Source organism: Nonomuraea sp. NPDC050547 (assembly GCF_044457345.1).
GTDB lineage: Bacteria > Actinomycetota > Actinomycetes > Streptosporangiales > Streptosporangiaceae > Nonomuraea.
Window position 1 is genome coordinate 325,929 of sequence record NZ_JBITGW010000001.1, and the last position, 14,564, is coordinate 340,492.

Consider the following 14,564-nt stretch of genomic DNA (forward strand, 5'->3'; position numbering starts at 1 on the left):
CTGGGGTGATCTTTTCGGGTTATAACCCGAACCATGGAGTTCCAGGGACGCGTAGGGCGGACGTTCGCAGGTTCCGAGTCCTGGTGGCCGCCGCGGCCGTCGCCGGGTTCCGGGGCGCCCAACATCGTGCTGGTCCTGGTGGACGACGTCGGCTTCGCCGACCTGGGCTGCTACGGGTCGGAGATCCCCACCCCCCACCTGGACGAGCTGGCCGCCCACGGAACCCAGTGGACCGACTTCCACGTCACCCCCATGTGCTCCCCGACCAGGGCGGCCCTGCTCACCGGGGTCGACCCGCACCGCGTGGGCGTCGGGCACGTGGCCAATTCCGACCCGGGGTTCCCCGGGTACGCGGGGGAGCCCTCCCGTGACGCGGTCACCATGGCGGAGATCTTCAGGGACGCGGGCTGGCTCACGCTGGCCGTCGGCAAGTGGCACCTGACCAAGGACTCCGACATGTCGGATGCCGGTCCCCGCCACGCCTGGCCCCTCCAGCGGGGCTTCGACCGCTTCTACGGCTTCCTGGAGGCGTTCACCAACTTCCATCACCCGCACCGCCTCATCCGCGACAACTCGGCCGTCGAGGTCGACCGCTACCCGGACGGCTACCACCTCACCGACGACCTCACCCGCGAGGCCGTCGCGATGGTCAGGCAGGCGGGCGACCAGCCGTTCTTGCTCTACCTGGCCCACGGCGCCGCCCACGCGCCGCTGCAGGCCCCCGAGGCCGACATCGCGCGTTTCGCCGGCCACTACGCCGCGGGATGGGACGCCGTCCGGCAGCGGCGCTTCGAGCGTCAGCAGAAGCTGGGGCTCCACCCCGAGGGCGCCGTCCTGCCCGAGCGCAACGCCGAGGACGGCGACGACGTCCCGGCCTGGGACTCACTCGACGAGGACACCCGCCGCCTGTTCCAGCGCTACATGGAGGTCTACGCCGCCATGATCGCCGGGATCGACCGCAGCGTCGGCGCCCTGCGCCGGACCCTGCGCGAGCTGGGCAAGCTCGACAACACCATCTTCGTGTTCACCTCCGACAACGGCGCCTCCCGCGAGGGCGAGCGGCACGGGACCACCCAGTACCTGCGCACGCTGCTGTCGGCCAACAGCCGCCACGACCGCGAGGACCCGGCGGCCGATCTGGCCAGGATCGACCTCATCGGCGGCCCCCGCACGCTGTCGCACTACCCGCGCGGCTGGGCCATGGCCTCCAACACCCCCTTCCGCCTGTACAAGCGCAACGCCCACGCGGGCGGCCACGCCGTGCCCCTGCTCGTCTCGTGGCCGGACGGGCTGCCCGCGCGCGGCGATCTGCGTCACCAGTGGGCCTACGTCACCGACGTGCTGCCGACGCTGATCGAGCTGACCGGGGTGGAGGCGGCCGAGGGGTTGCCGCGCTCGGGCGCCTCGCTGGTGAAGGCGCTGCGCGATCCGCAGGCCGTACACGATCATGTGGAGCAGTACACGGAGCTGCAGGGACACCGCGGACACGTGCGCGGCGAGTGGGAGATCGTGACCAGGCACGCGCCGCTGACGCCGTTCGGCGAGCACGAGTGGGAGCTCTACCACCGCCCGTCGGACCGCACGCAGACGCGCGACCTCGCCGGCCGCCACCCCGGGATCGTGCGCGAACTCGCCGCGGCGTGGGAGCGCGCCGCCCGCGACGGCCAGGTCTACCCGCTCGACGAGGGCTCGCGCCTGCGCTACCTGCTGCGCCCGCCGTGGCAGCAGGACCCCTCCCCGGTACGGCTGACGCCCCCCGTCCCCACGCTGGAGCGCTGGCGGGCGCTGCAGCTGATCCAGTGGCGCTCGTTCACGATCACGGTGGACATCGCGGAGCCGGGACAGGGCGTGCTGGTGGCGCACGGCGGCCAGGGCGGCGGCTACCTGCTGTACGTGGAGGACGGCGAGGTCGTCTTCGTCCACAACGGCTACGGAGAGTTACGCGAGCTGCGGGCCGGGCCGCCCGGGGAGCGGATCGAGGTGGAGGTGCGCGCGCCGGGCGACTGGGTGTGGGAGGCGGCGGTCCGGGTGGACGGCCGCGAACGCGGGAAGCTGGCCGGACTGCCGATGCTGGCGGCGTTCTGCCCGATGGAGGGCATCGACGTGGGGGCCGACCGGCGCTCGCCGGTATCGTGGGAGGTGTTCGAACGCCATGGGCCCTTCCCGTTCAGCGGGCGGTTGCGTGAGGTGTGCTACACACCGGGTGACGTCGCGCCGGACGCGGGGGCGAACTTCGTGGATCTGGTCAGGGAGATCGGCTTACGCTTTGAATAGGGCGAATAGGCTGTTGAGGTGAAAACCCTCGTCCTGGACGGTGGCCTGGCCACCCACCTCGAAGCGCTCGGCGCCGACCTGCGCGACGAGCTCTGGTCGGCGCGGCTGCTCCTGGAGAACCCCGACCTGATCCGCGCCGTGCACGCCGCCTATTTCGCGGCCGGAGCCGACGTCGCCACCACGGCCAGCTACCAGGCCTCGGTGCACGGCTTCATGGCCCGCGGGCTGGACGGTTCCGAGGCCGCGCGGCTGATCACGCTGTCGGTGGAGCTGGCCGCGCAGGCCCGCGACGAGGCCGGCGGCGGCCTGGTCGCCGCCTCCGTGGGCCCGTACGGCGCCTATCTGGCCAACGGCGCCGAGTACACCGGCGACTACGACCTCGACGAGGACGGCCTGCGCGCCTGGCACGAGCCGCGCTGGGAGATCCTGGCGGCCGCCGAGCCGGACATGATGGCCGTCGAGACCATCCCCTCCTACCAGGAGGCGCGCGCGATCGCCCGCCTGCTGGAGGAGACGCCGCAGGTCAAGGTCTGGGTGAGCTTCTCCTGCCGGGACGAGGCGCACCTCAACGACGGCACGCCCATCACCGAGGCGGCCGCGCTGTTCTCCGGAAACCCGCAGGTGGTGGCGGTCGGCGTCAACTGCACCGCGCCCCGCCACATCCCCGGCCTCATCTCCCGGCTGACCGAGCTGCCGGTCGTCGTCTACCCGAACTCGGGCGAGACCTGGGACGCCGGGAACCGCCGCTGGCTGGGCCTGTCCGACCCGATGGAGTTCGGCCAGGCGGCCAAGGAATGGCAGGAGCTCGGCGCCTCCCTCATCGGGGGCTGCTGCCGTACCACCCCCGAGCACATCAGGCACGTGGCCGCCGGCGTCAGCTGACGTGACCTGACAGGCGCGGCTCCGGGGCGTCAGGTCCGCGTCAGCTCTCCGCCGCATCGTTGGGGACGCAATCGATCCCAACGATCCGGGGGAGTTCCCGATGTCTCATCCACGCCGATGGTGGATTCTCGGCGTTCTGTGTACGGCGCTGCTGGTCCTGACCGTCGACAACATGATCCTCACGCTGGCGATCCCCTCGCTCATGCGTGAGCTGGGAGCCGGCCCCGCCGACGTCCAGTGGATCCTGGACGCCTACATCCTGGTCTTCGCCGGGATGCTGATCACCGCGGGCAGCCTGTCCGACCGCTTCGGCCGCCGCAAGATGCTGATCCTCGGGCTGGTCGTCCTCGGCGCCGCGTCCCTGCTCGCCACGTTCGCGAGCGAGCCCTGGCAGCTGATCGCCTGCCGGGCGGTCATGGGCCTCGGCGGGGCGCTGGCGATGCCCAGCACCATGTCCATCGTCATCGTCGTCTTCGAGGAGTCGGAGCGGCGCAAGGCGATGTCGGTGTGGGGCATGGTCAGCATCGTCGGCCTCGTGGCCGGTCCCACGCTCGGCGGGCTGCTGCTCCAGCACTACTGGTGGGGCGCGGTCTTCCTGGTCAACGTGCCGCTCGTGGTGGCCGCCCTCATCGGCGTCTTCGTCGTCGTGCCGGAGTCTCGGGGGCCGGCACGACGCGCCGACCCGCCGGGCGTGCTGCTGTCGGTCGTCGGGATGGCGGCGCTGGTCTGGGCGATCATCTCGCTACCGCACGAGGGCTGGTCGGCGCCGGTGATCGTGGCGCTGGGGGGCGCCGTGATCATGCTGGGCGGGTTCGCGTGGTGGGAGGCGCGCACGGAGCATCCGATGCTGCCGCTGGGGATCTTCCGCAACCGCGACTTCACCGTGGCCGCCCTGTCGGTGGTGCTGCTGGTGTTCTCCACGGCCGCGATGCAGCTGGCCCTGACCCAGTTCCTCCAGCTCGTCCTCGGCTACGGGGCCATGACGGCGGCGCTGGCGTTCGTGCCGATGGCCATCGCGGTGCTCGTCTTCAACGTCGTGGGCGCCACGCTGGGCAAGCGGCTCAGCAACAAGACGCTGATCGTGACGGGCATGCTGGTCGTCGCCGCCGCGCAGGCCGTCCTGGCCTCCATCGGCCCCGGCGACGGATACCCGCTGCTGGCCGTGTCGCTGACGCTGATGGGCGTCGGCACCGGCATCGCCAGCCCGTCCATCTACGCCACGCTCATGGGCGCCATCCCGCGCGAGCACGCGGGGGTGGGCTCGGCGGTCAACGACACCATCCAGCAGGGCGGCACGGCCATGGGGGTGGCCGTGCTCGGCAGCGTGCTCTCGCTCGGGTACACCTCGGCGCTGCCGGAGTCCGCGCCGGAGGCGGCCAGGGTCTCACTGACCGACGCGCTGGCCGTGGCCGCGGCGACCGGCTCCGACGGGCTGGCGCAGGCCGCGCGTGAGGCGTTCCTGTCGTCCATGTCCCTCGTGAGCGTCGTGGCCACCGTGCTGTCGGTGGCCGGGACCGTCTTCGCCCTCGTCGGGCTCCGCCGTCCAGCCGCTCCCGTTGCTCCCGTCGAGCAGAGAAAGGACGAGGACTATGCGACACCTTGACGTCACCGCCTACCGGAGCGCCGAGAAGCTGCTGCCCCACCACCGGCACGAGCTCGTCACCGGCGCCAAGGTACGGCCCATGTGGATCGGCGGCGGGCCGCGCTTCTGGTACCGGGCCGGTGGCCGGTTCCTGCTCGTGGATCCGGCCGCGGGGACCCGCGAGCCGGCCTTCGACCACGCCCGCCTGGCCGATGCGCTGGCCAAGGCCTCGGGGCGGGAAGTGGACGCGGCGGCGCTGCCGTTCACCGCCATCGAGACGGACGGGGGAGCGGTCGAGTTCGCCGCGTTCGGTCAGTACTGGCGCTGTCCCCTGGACACCTACGCGGTGGAGCGCGCCGAGCCGCGGCCGGCGGCGGCCTTCGTCGAGCTCGCCGCGCCCGGCGGGGCGCGCGCGCTCTTCCGCCGCGAGCACAACCTGTGGCTGCGCGAGCTCGGCGGCGGCCGGGAGCGGGCGCTGACCTCCGACGGCGAGCCGGACCGCGAGTACGGCACCAGCCCCGACTGGTGGCAGAACTCCGTGCTGGTGCGCCGGCTCGGATTCCCCACCATGCCGCCGGCCGCCGCCTGGTCGCCGGACGGCACCCGGGTGGTCACCCACCGCACCGACCAGCGCGGCGTGCGCCGCAACGCCTTCGTCGAGGCGCTGCCCGCCGACCAGGGGCCCGCGCTCCTGCACACCCAGCGCTACGCCTACCCCGGCGACGAGCGGATCCCGCTGGCCGAGCTCGTCGTCCTCGACACCACGACCGGCTCCGTCGTCCGCGCCCAGGCCGAGCCGCTGCCGATGTCGGTGGTCTCGCCGATCATGACGCGCTGGGTGTGGTGGTCGCCCGACGGCCACGCCGTGTACTACCTGCACCAGACCCGCGACGGGCACGGCCTGTCGCTGCGCCGCCTCGACCCGGTCACCGGCCGGGTGGACACGCTGCTGACCGAGACCGGCCGCACCCGCGTCGAGCCGAACCAGTGGGCGGAAGGCCAGGCGCCCATGGTCGAGGTGATCTCCGGCGGAGGCGAGGTGCTGTGGTACTCGCAGCGCGACGGCTGGGGGCACCTCTACCTGTACGCCGCGGAAGGCACGCTCAAGGGCCAGGTCACCTCGGGCGCCTGGGCGGTACGCCAGATCCTGCACGTGGACGAGTCCCGCCGGGTCGTCTACTTCACCGCCTCCGGCCTGGTCGCCGGCCACCCGTACCGCCGCACGGTCTGCCGGATCGGGCTGGACGGCGACGGGTTCGCCCGGCTCACCGCCGACGACCTGGACCACGAGGTCGTCGTCGCGCCGGACACATCATGTTTCGTCGACTCGGCCTCCACCACCGGCATCCCGCCGGTGACGACCGTGCGCCACTGGGACGGCCGCATCCTGGCCGAACTGGAGCGCGCCGACGTCACGGCCCTGCGCGCGACGGGCTGGACCCCGCCGGAGCCGTTCCGTGTCAAGGCCGCCGACGGCCGCACCGACCTGTACGGCCTGCTCCACCTGCCCCACGGCTTCGACCCCGGGCTGCGCTACCCGGTCGTCGACCACCCGTACCCGGGGCCGCAGACCAACCGCGTCCAGCCGACGTTCGACCAGGGCTACTACGGCTACGAGGCCGAGGGCATGGCCGCGCTCGGGTTCGTCGTGGTCGCGCTCGACGGACGCGGCTCACCGGGCAGGGACAAGGCGTTCTCCGACGCCTCGCTCGGCAACCTGGGCGACCCCGCCGACCACGTCGCGGCGCTGCGGCAACTGGCGGAGACCAGGCCGTGGATGGACATGGACCGCGTGGGCGTCGCCGGCGCCTCGGCCGGCGGCCACCAGGCCGTGCGCGCCATGCTCGAGTACCCCGACCTGTACAAGGCCGGCGTCTCCAGCTGCGGCAACCAGGACCTGCGCCACACCCACGCCGGGTACGGCGAGCTCTACCACGGCATGAGGGGCGAGGCCGACTACGCCGGAGTCTCCACGGTCGACCACGCCGAGCGGCTGCGGGGCAAGCTGCTGCTGATCCACGGTGCCATGGACCCCAACGTGCTGCCCGACCAGACGATGCGGCTGGCCGAACGGCTGATCATGCTGGACAAGGACGTCGAGATGCTGATCGTGCCGGGGGCCGAGCACCTGTTCTTCGGCTACGAGCACCACGTCACCCGCCGCAGGTGGGACTTCCTGGTGCGGCACGTGATGGGCGCCGAGCCGCCGGAGCACCGGATCGCGCCGATGGTGTTCGACGCGGAGCTGCTGGCCGCCTGGTTCTGACGGCGGTCACAGCCGCGACAGCGCCTCCTGCCGCGACAGCCCGGCGCCCCGTCGGTACGCGCGTTCGTACTCCGGGGCGCCGAGGCGTGCCCGCAGGTCCCCGGCCAGGGCGGCCAGTTCGGGCTCGCCGCGGTCGAAAGCCCCGCGGACCGCCTCGCTCAGGCCCAGCGCGGTGGCCGCGCCCGCCGGATCGCCCTCCAGCAGGAGCAGCCGGGCCAGCAGTTCCGCGGCGCTCGCGGCGGCGCCCTGCGCGGCGGTGCCGCTGACCGCCGAAGGCAGCAACGCGCGGGCCCGCCCGGCCTGCCCGGCCGCCAGCAGGATGGCCATCCGGTCCGGCGCCGCCAGGTCTGCGATCGCCTCCTCCTCGACCGACAGCTCGCGGGCGAGCGCCTCCATGGCGTCGAGGGCGCGTTCCGCCTCGTCCAGCTCGCCGGCCCGGCGGTGCAGGTCGGCGATCCGGCGGTGCAGCTCCATCTCGGAGTGCCGTCGCACGCCGCCTTCCGCGCGGCGCCGTACCGCCTCGATCTCGCGCCAGGCGGAGGCGGCGTCGCCGGCGCGCACGAGCTCGGCGGCCAGCCAGGTGCGGTGCCAGATCTCCTCGCCCGCGCCGAGCTCGGTGGCCACGGTCACGCCGCGCCGGTAGTGCTCCAGCGCCGTGCCGTGGTCGCCGTCGACGGAGGCCGCCTGGGCGGCGGCGAGCAGGGTCCAGGCCATGCCGTAGCGTTCGCCCAGCTCCTCGAACCCGCGCAGGGCCTTGGCCCGCGCCCGGGTGCCGGCCCGCCAATCGCCCCGCTCGACCAGGACGAAGGCCTCGACCCAGTGCGCGCACGCCCGAACCCAGGGCTCGCGGTGCTCCAGCGCGCGCCGCAGCTCCTGATCCGCCAGGTCGTCCAGGCCCTGGGTGAACGCGGTGCCCAGGATGACCGGCACGAGCACCCAATACTCCTCGATGGCTCCGGTCCGCACGCAGTCGCCGATCAGCGTGCGGATCCGCTCGGCGCCGGGGAACCACGAGCGGTCGTTGGCCAGCTCGTGCATCGCGGCGATGGCCGCCCGCGGCCGCTCGGGGACCGCCTCGCCGAGCTGGAGCGCCTCGGCCATGAAGCTCTCGGCCCTGGCGTCGTAGCGGACGTTCCAGTACCAGAACAGCGAAACGGTCAGCCGGGCCGCGGCGGCGGCGTCCCCGGCCGCGACCGCCGAGCGCAGCGCCACCACCACGTTGTCGTACTCGGCGTCGAAGACCGCGAACGCGTCGAGCTGGTCGCGCGTGTGCAGAAGCGGCTCGTGCGCCTCGGCCAGCCGGGTGAAGTGGCCGATCAGCCGGTCGCGGACCGCCTCCTGCTCGCCGCTGCGCGCCAGTTCGTCGGCGGCGAAGGCCCTGACCGTCTCCAGCATCCGGTACCGGCCGCCGGCCGCCTCCACGATCGACTTCTCGACCAGCGCGTCCAGGACGTAGGGGCCGTCCTGCTCGGCGCAGACCGCCGAGACCGCCCCCTCGTCCACGCCGCCCTGGAACACCGAGAAGCGCCTGGCCAGCGCCCGCTCCGGCTCGCTCAGCAGGTCCCAGCTCCACTGGACCACCGCGTACAGCGTCCGCTGGTGCGGCAGCGCGACCCGGTCACCCGAGGTGAGCAGCCGGAACCGGTCGTCCAGCCGGCGCGCGACCTGCTCGACGCTCATCGAGCGCAGCCGGGCCGCCGCCAGTTCGAGCGCCAGCGGCAGCCCGTCCAGCCGCCGGCAGATGTCCGCGACCGCTTCCGGGTCGGGCGCTAGGCCCGGCCGCACGCTGAGCGCGCGGTCGGTGAACAGCCGCGCCGCCGCCTCCCGCCCGAGCGGGCCGAGCGGGCACAGCGCCTCGCCCGTGATCGCCAGCGGCTCCCTGCTCACGGCCAGCACGATGAGGTACGGCAGCCGCCCCAGCAACGCGTAGACCAGTTCGGCGACGCCGTCGACCAGCCGCTCGCAGTTGTCGAGCACCAGCACCGCCTCCCCGCCCGCGAGCAGCTCGGCCACCTGCCCGGCCGGATCGGCAGGCAGCGGACGCCCCTCCGGCGGCCGGAGGTCGGCCGACCTGAGCGCGCCGAGCACCGCGTCGGCCAGCCGGTCGGCCGTCTCCACTCCCGCCAGCGGCACGAACCACAGCCGCCCGTCCCGGTAGGCCCGGTGCCGGACCACCGCCTCCACCGCCAGCCGCGTCTTGCCCGCGCCGCCGGGCCCCACGACGGTGACCAGCCGGGAGCCCTCCATGAGCGTGAGCACCGTGCGCAGTTCCTCGTCGCGGCCGACGAAGCTGGTCAGGCGGGCCGGCAGCCGGGGTTCCGCACGGGCGGCGGGCCGGTCGTAGGAGCCGCGCAGCACGGCCAGATGCGCCTCGCGCAGCTCCTGGCCGGGATCGACGCCCAGCTGGTCGGCCAGCGCCGCCCTGACGTTCTCGTACACGGCCAGCGCCTCCGCCTGCCGTCCCGCCGAGGTCAGCGCCCGCATCCGCAGGACGGCCAGCCGCTCGCGCAGCGAATGGCGGGCGCCGGCCGCCTCCAGGTCGGCCAGGACCTCGGCGTGCCTGCCCAGCCGCAGCTCCGCCTCGAACCGTTCCTCGGCCGCCGCCGCCCGCAGCTCCTCCAGCCGGGCGGCGGACGCCCCGGCGAACGCGGCGCCGTCCAGATCCTCCAGCGCCGGTCCGCGCCACAGCCCGAGGGCCTCGGTGAGCAGGGTGGACGCGGCCTGCGGCCGGTCGGCCGCCAGTTCCTTCCTGCCGCGGGCGAGCAGGTCCTCGAAGCGGTGCGCGTCCACGTCCTCGGCCCGCGCCGCGAGGCGGTAGCCGCCGGCGACCGACTCGACCGTCTCGGGGCCGCCCAGCGCCTTGCGCAGCCGTGACACCAGCGCCTGCAGGGCGTTGGCGGCGTCCGCCGGCAGGCCCGCGGCCCAGAGGTCGTCGACCAGCGCGTCCGCCGGGACGACCCGGCCCGGGTCGAGGGCGAGCCTGGCCAGCAGGACGCGCAGCCTGGCGCCGCGTATCTCCAGCGGCGACCCGTCGTCGCCGACCGCCCGCACCCGTCCCAGTAGCTCGATCCGCACCCCACCACCCTCTCAGAAGGCGTGAGTGCGATGAGGGCGGCGTCCTTCGCGGGACGCCGCGAGCGGTCAGGGGCCGTGCGGCGCTCTTCGCGGGACGCCGTGGGCGGCCAGGCGCTCTTCGCCGGACGAGGTGAGCGGTCAGGGGCCGCGGAACGTGCGGCGGTAGGCGGTCGGGGTCGTGGCAGCGTCACGGGACAGATGGAGGCGGAGGTTGGCGGCCGTGCCGAGGCCGCAGCGGCGCGCGACCTCGTCCACGGGCAGGTCCGTGCGCTCCAGGAGGCGGCGGGCCAGCTGTACGCGCTGGGCGGCCAGCCAGCGGTGCGGGCTGACGCCGGTCTGGGCGGTGAAGTGGCGGGCGAAGGTACGCGGCGCGAGATTGGCCCGCCCGGCCAGGTCGGCGACGGTGAGCGGGTCGGCCAGCCGTTCCAGGGCCCAGGCGCACACCTGCGCCATCCCGCCGCCGGCGGCGGGGATCGGCTGCTCCAGATACTGGGCCTGCCCGCCTTCGCGGTGCGGCGCCACCACCAGCCGCCGCGCCACCCGCACCGCCGCCTCCGCCCCGTGGTCGGTACGCACGAGGTGCAGGCACATGTCGATGCCGGCGGCGAACCCGGCACTGGTCAGCACGTTGCCGGCGCCGGCGTACAGCTTGCCCGGGTTCACCTCGACGGCCGGATGGCGTGCGGCGAGCGCGGGCGCGTCCATCCAGTGGGTGGTGGCGGGGAGCCCGTCGAGGAGCCCGGCGGCGGCGAGGGCGAACGCTCCGGTGCACACCGAGACCATGCGCGCGCCACGTGCGGCCGCCGTGCGCAGCGCCTCCAGGACGGGTTCCGCGGGCTCGTCCAGCGGCGCGTACCCGGGGACCACGACCGTGTCGGCCTCAAGCAGCGCGTCGAGGCCGTGCGCGACGGCGATCTCGAACCCCGTCGTGGCCGGCACCGGGCCGGGCGCCCGCGCGCAGACGGCGAAGGAGTACTCCTCGCCGCCGAAGACCTCCGCCGGGATGGCCAGGTCGAAGGCCACCACCGACGGCAGCGCCAGCGCCACCACCCGATGCATGGCAGGATTCTTACGGATGTCGGCATTCCTGTCACTCGTCAGCCGGCGCCGGGCCCCGACAGGATCGGGGCATGCGATTCATCGACGCCCCGTCCTACACCGCGAGCCGCCCCTGGGGCGCTCTGGACATCGCCGAGATCGACCGGGCCACCGTGCGCCTGCACTGGACGGACACGCCGTACGTGTGGCACGTCAACGACGGTCCCGAGGTCTTCGTCGTCCTGGACGGCGCCGTGGACATGCGCTACCGGCGCGACGGTCAGGAGTTCGTCGAGCGGCTCACCCCGGGCCGCGTCTGCTACGCCGAGCCCGGTGACGAGCACGTGGCCCATCCGGTTCCCGAGGCCCGCATCCTGGTCGTCGAACGGAAGGGCAGCCGCTGAGGGCGAGCGGGGTTGCGGCGGGCTCGTGCGGGAGCCCGCCGCGTGGGGGGGTGGTCAGCGCCTGTTCACGCGCAGGGAGACGATCGTGCCGGGCGGAAGGGTGGCGACGGAGGTCTGGCCGGCGGCGACCCACGGGCCGGTGGTGGCGACGTAGCCGACCATGGGGTTGACGTGGATGAGCGTCACGGCCACCTGGTGCTCACCGGTGCCACCGGCGCAGTGGCTGGAGACGGTGTTGGCGGCGGGCTGGTGGCTGCTGGTGCAGTTCTCGGGGATCGCATGGGCGCTGGGGGAGAAACTCATGAACGCGGCGGTCGCGAGCAACGTGGAGCACGTGAGGGCGACTGCCCGCTTCCTGGATCTCACCGGCGAATCCTCGCTTTCTGTTAAGAAAGTTTCCTAAAAGCGAAGATAGCCTCCGGCGGGTCGCCGTCAAGACCGCTTCCGGTCCGCGAGAAGAAGCGATTTCGGGAGCGCTCCCAAACAGGTCTGGCAGCAAGTGATCAAATGACTGCACGGCGGCACCGCGACCCGCTCCTCACGACGGCGACGCTGAAGGACCTGGTGGCGGCACACGTCTACTACCTGGCCGTGCAGTCGCGAAGCTGGCCGGCGCTATCGCTTGCGGTCCGGGTCCTCGATGGCGGTGGCCTGGCTGAGGATGGCGGTCAGCGCGGCGATGGAGGCGCGGGCCGAGCGGATGCGCGCGCTGCCCGCCTCGTCCTTCCAGCCGAGCTTCAGCCCCTCCTCGGCCAGGTCGCCGAAGGCGGAGAAGGCGGCCAGCTTCTGCTGGAGGACCTTGGACCAGGCGTCGTCCTCGATCTGGTAGTAGACGGTCCGCTCGCCCGGCTTGCGGAAGCGGCGTACCAGCCGGATCGAGGTGAGCAGTTGCATGTTCGTGGTGAGCGAGGCGCGGCTGGCGCCGATGGCCTCGGCGATCTCGCCGGCGGTCTGCTCGGGCGGGTCGCAGGCCATGAGCCAGCCCAGGACGCGGCCGGTGATCGGCGCCAGCCCCCATTCCTCCGAGACGAACGTGGCCACGCGCTCGACCCACTCGAGTGCCTGCTCGCGGTCGGGGCCGTGCGGAGAGGTCATGGGGGCACTCTATCGTGTTTCAGTTGTTTTAGTCGCTTCTGAAATTAACCGATGCGCAGTGCCTCCTTGAGGAAGACGCGGTAGATGCTCGGGGTGCCCTCGGTGGTGATGACCTCCACGACGGAGCGGACGTGGCGATGCTCCACGGCCTCCCTGACGAGCGCGTCGGCCAGGTCCCGGCGTGCGGTGAACCGGCCGATCATCTGGGGCGCGCCGACGGTGTAGCGGGTGACCGCCGCGCCGTCGAACAGCCCGGACGGGCGCACGATGGTCCAGTCGAGGTCCGTGCCGGAGACGATCCGCTCCATGAGCGCGGCGTCCTCGTAGAGCGGGCGGCCCATCCGCAGCAACAGGGGCACGACCACCTTCCGGTACACGAGGGTCTCGCCGGGCGGGGGCTTCATCGGCACGCCGGTCGAGGTCGTGCAGACCAGGCGGCGTACGCCGTGCTCGGCCATGGCCGCGGTGATGTGCCGGGCCGACTGCGAGCCCGTGGTGACGGCCGGCGACTTGTACGGCACGCCGAGCGAGGAGATCACCGCGTCGTGCCCCTGCACCACGCGGCTGACGGCAGCGGGGTCGAGGGCGTCGGCCCGGACGACGTCGAGGCCCGGATGGGTGATCGGGAACTCCTCCGGATGACGGGTCACCGCGGTGACGACATGCCCGTCGCCGAGCGCCCGGGCCGTGGTGAGCCGGCCCGTGGGGCCGTTGGCGCCGAAGATCACGAGCTTCATGTGCTTGCCTCTCCAGGTGGATGACCTGCACTATATTCATTAGAAGTAGCGTTAAGTCAAATGGAGAGATCATGACCTGGCAGCGCCGAGACGACTCGCTGCGCCGTACCGCGCAGGCGCCCGAGACCCGGGTGCGCGTCTTCTCCTCTTGGCCGGAGGGCGCCCTCGGGCCGGGGGTGGACGTGGCCACCGCGGTCGACGTCCACGCGGCGCTGTGCAGCGTCGACGTCTCCATCACGCTCGTCAGCGAGCGGGGCCGGACGCCGGAGCGCGTCGAGGCGTGGTGGCGGCGGGCTCCGGCACGAGAGCTTCTGGCCTGAGCAGCCACCGCTCGACCGCGCCGGTCATCTTCGCCCCCGCCAGGAGCGCCGCCGCCTTGGCCGCGGCCGGGGTGGTGCCGGGCTTCTGGGCGAGGATCACACCGAGCACCAGGCGGCCCCGCACCCGGGAGGCCCACATCAGGTTGCCGCCCGCGGCCGTGCCCGAGCCGGTCTTGATGCCGATGACGCCGTGCTCGTCCAGCAGGGTGTTGGTGTTGGGCAGGCTCTGCCCGCCGCCGGGGACGGACGTCCTGGCCAGCGCCACCACCTCGCGGAAGACCGGGTCGGCCATGGCCGCCCTGGCCAGCTTCAGCTGATCGGTGGCGGTGCTGACCGTGCTGTCCTCGTTGCCGCTCGCCCCGGTGTACGTGGTGTCGCGCATGCCGAGGCGGCGGGCGGCGGCGTTCATCTTCGCGGTGAAACGCTCCTGCGATCCGGCGTCCCACCGGGCCAGGAGGCGGGCCACGTTGTTGCCGGAGGGGACCATCATGAGCTCCAGCAGGTGGCGCAGCCGTACCTGCTGGCCCTCCCTGACCGGGGCGGTCGACTCCTCGCGGGAGTGCGACTCGTCGGCGGCCGTCCGGTCCACCTCGATCAGCGGGCCCCGCTCGCCGGGGCGCAGGCGGTGGCCGCGCAGGACCACGTAGGCGGTCATCACCTTCGCCACGCTGGCGATCGGGACGGGTTCGCCGTCACCGCTGGTGCCCAGGCTGCCCATGCCTTCGACCTCGACCGCGGCCTGCCCCTCATCCGGCCAGGGCAGCGGCACGCCGGACTTGGGGGTCGCCGATACGGCGGCGCAGCCGGACACCGCGCCTGCCAGCAGGAGGAACAGCAGGAAAAGTCGCATACAGCCCACAGTGGGTGGTGGACGCATCCGGCCCGCCGTAC

12 protein-coding genes are annotated in these 14,564 nt (G+C 73.2%); 6 read left to right on the top strand and 6 right to left on the bottom strand.

Annotated elements, in window-relative coordinates:
- Positions 1–33: 33 nt before the first annotated feature.
- From ACIBHY_RS01525 to ACIBHY_RS01540, 4 genes are all read left to right on the top strand, one after another.
- Positions 34–2,274, top strand: a complete 2,241-nt coding sequence (locus ACIBHY_RS01525; RefSeq protein ID WP_397305599.1) for a sulfatase-like hydrolase/transferase — start codon at positions 34–36, stop codon at positions 2,272–2,274.
- An 18-nt stretch (positions 2,275–2,292) separates the two neighbouring features.
- On the top strand, positions 2,293–3,156 hold the full coding sequence (mmuM, locus tag ACIBHY_RS01530) for a homocysteine S-methyltransferase (RefSeq protein WP_397245791.1): 864 nt from the start codon (positions 2,293–2,295) through the stop codon (positions 3,154–3,156).
- A 100-nt stretch (positions 3,157–3,256) separates the two neighbouring features.
- Complete coding sequence (locus ACIBHY_RS01535; RefSeq protein ID WP_397305600.1) at positions 3,257–4,759, top strand: MFS transporter; 1,503 nt, start codon at positions 3,257–3,259, stop codon at positions 4,757–4,759.
- A complete protein-coding gene (locus tag ACIBHY_RS01540) occupies positions 4,746–7,004 on the top strand; it encodes a DPP IV N-terminal domain-containing protein (RefSeq protein WP_397305601.1) in 2,259 nt (752 codons plus the stop codon). The genes ACIBHY_RS01535 and ACIBHY_RS01540 overlap by 14 nt, the downstream gene beginning before the upstream one ends.
- 6 nt (positions 7,005–7,010) lie before the next feature.
- On the opposite strand, the gene ACIBHY_RS01545 is transcribed toward ACIBHY_RS01540, so the two are convergent.
- Positions 7,011–10,079 (bottom strand): BTAD domain-containing putative transcriptional regulator, encoded by a 3,069-nt coding sequence (locus ACIBHY_RS01545; RefSeq protein ID WP_397305602.1) that lies wholly within the window; start codon positions 10,077–10,079, stop codon positions 7,011–7,013.
- A 138-nt stretch (positions 10,080–10,217) separates the two neighbouring features.
- Positions 10,218–11,138: a helix-turn-helix domain-containing protein gene (locus tag ACIBHY_RS01550; RefSeq protein WP_397305603.1), complete on the bottom strand. Its 921-nt coding sequence runs from the start codon at positions 11,136–11,138 to the stop codon at positions 10,218–10,220.
- Between the two features lie 71 nt (positions 11,139–11,209).
- Here ACIBHY_RS01550 and ACIBHY_RS01555 point away from each other — a divergent pair, with 71 nt between their 5' ends.
- Positions 11,210–11,521 (top strand): hypothetical protein, encoded by a 312-nt coding sequence (locus ACIBHY_RS01555; RefSeq protein WP_397245800.1) that lies wholly within the window; start codon positions 11,210–11,212, stop codon positions 11,519–11,521.
- 54 nt (positions 11,522–11,575) lie between these two features.
- Here ACIBHY_RS01555 and ACIBHY_RS01560 read toward each other — a convergent pair whose 3' ends face one another.
- The 3 genes from ACIBHY_RS01560 to ACIBHY_RS01570 form a co-directional block, all read right to left on the bottom strand.
- Positions 11,576–11,887, bottom strand: a complete 312-nt coding sequence (locus tag ACIBHY_RS01560; protein WP_397246809.1) for a hypothetical protein — start codon at positions 11,885–11,887, stop codon at positions 11,576–11,578.
- A gap of 249 nt (positions 11,888–12,136) precedes the next feature.
- Entirely contained in the window at positions 12,137–12,616 is a 480-nt protein-coding gene (locus ACIBHY_RS01565) for a GbsR/MarR family transcriptional regulator (protein WP_397245802.1), read from the bottom strand.
- A gap of 44 nt (positions 12,617–12,660) precedes the next feature.
- Positions 12,661–13,353 carry an NAD(P)-dependent oxidoreductase gene (locus ACIBHY_RS01570; RefSeq protein ID WP_397305604.1) on the bottom strand — a complete coding sequence of 231 codons (693 nt, stop codon included), beginning with the start codon at positions 13,351–13,353 and terminating at the stop codon, positions 12,661–12,663.
- Between the two features lie 71 nt (positions 13,354–13,424).
- Between ACIBHY_RS01570 and ACIBHY_RS01575 the strand changes: the two genes are divergently transcribed.
- Positions 13,425–13,673 carry a hypothetical protein gene (locus ACIBHY_RS01575; protein ID WP_397305605.1) on the top strand — a complete coding sequence of 83 codons (249 nt, stop codon included), beginning with the start codon at positions 13,425–13,427 and terminating at the stop codon, positions 13,671–13,673.
- Here the strand turns inward: ACIBHY_RS01575 and ACIBHY_RS01580 are convergent.
- Positions 13,597–14,523 carry a D-alanyl-D-alanine carboxypeptidase family protein gene (locus tag ACIBHY_RS01580; protein WP_397245807.1) on the bottom strand — a complete coding sequence of 309 codons (927 nt, stop codon included), beginning with the start codon at positions 14,521–14,523 and terminating at the stop codon, positions 13,597–13,599. The two genes, ACIBHY_RS01575 and ACIBHY_RS01580, sit on opposite strands and share 77 nt — an antisense overlap.
- Between the last annotated feature and the right edge of the window lie 41 nt (positions 14,524–14,564).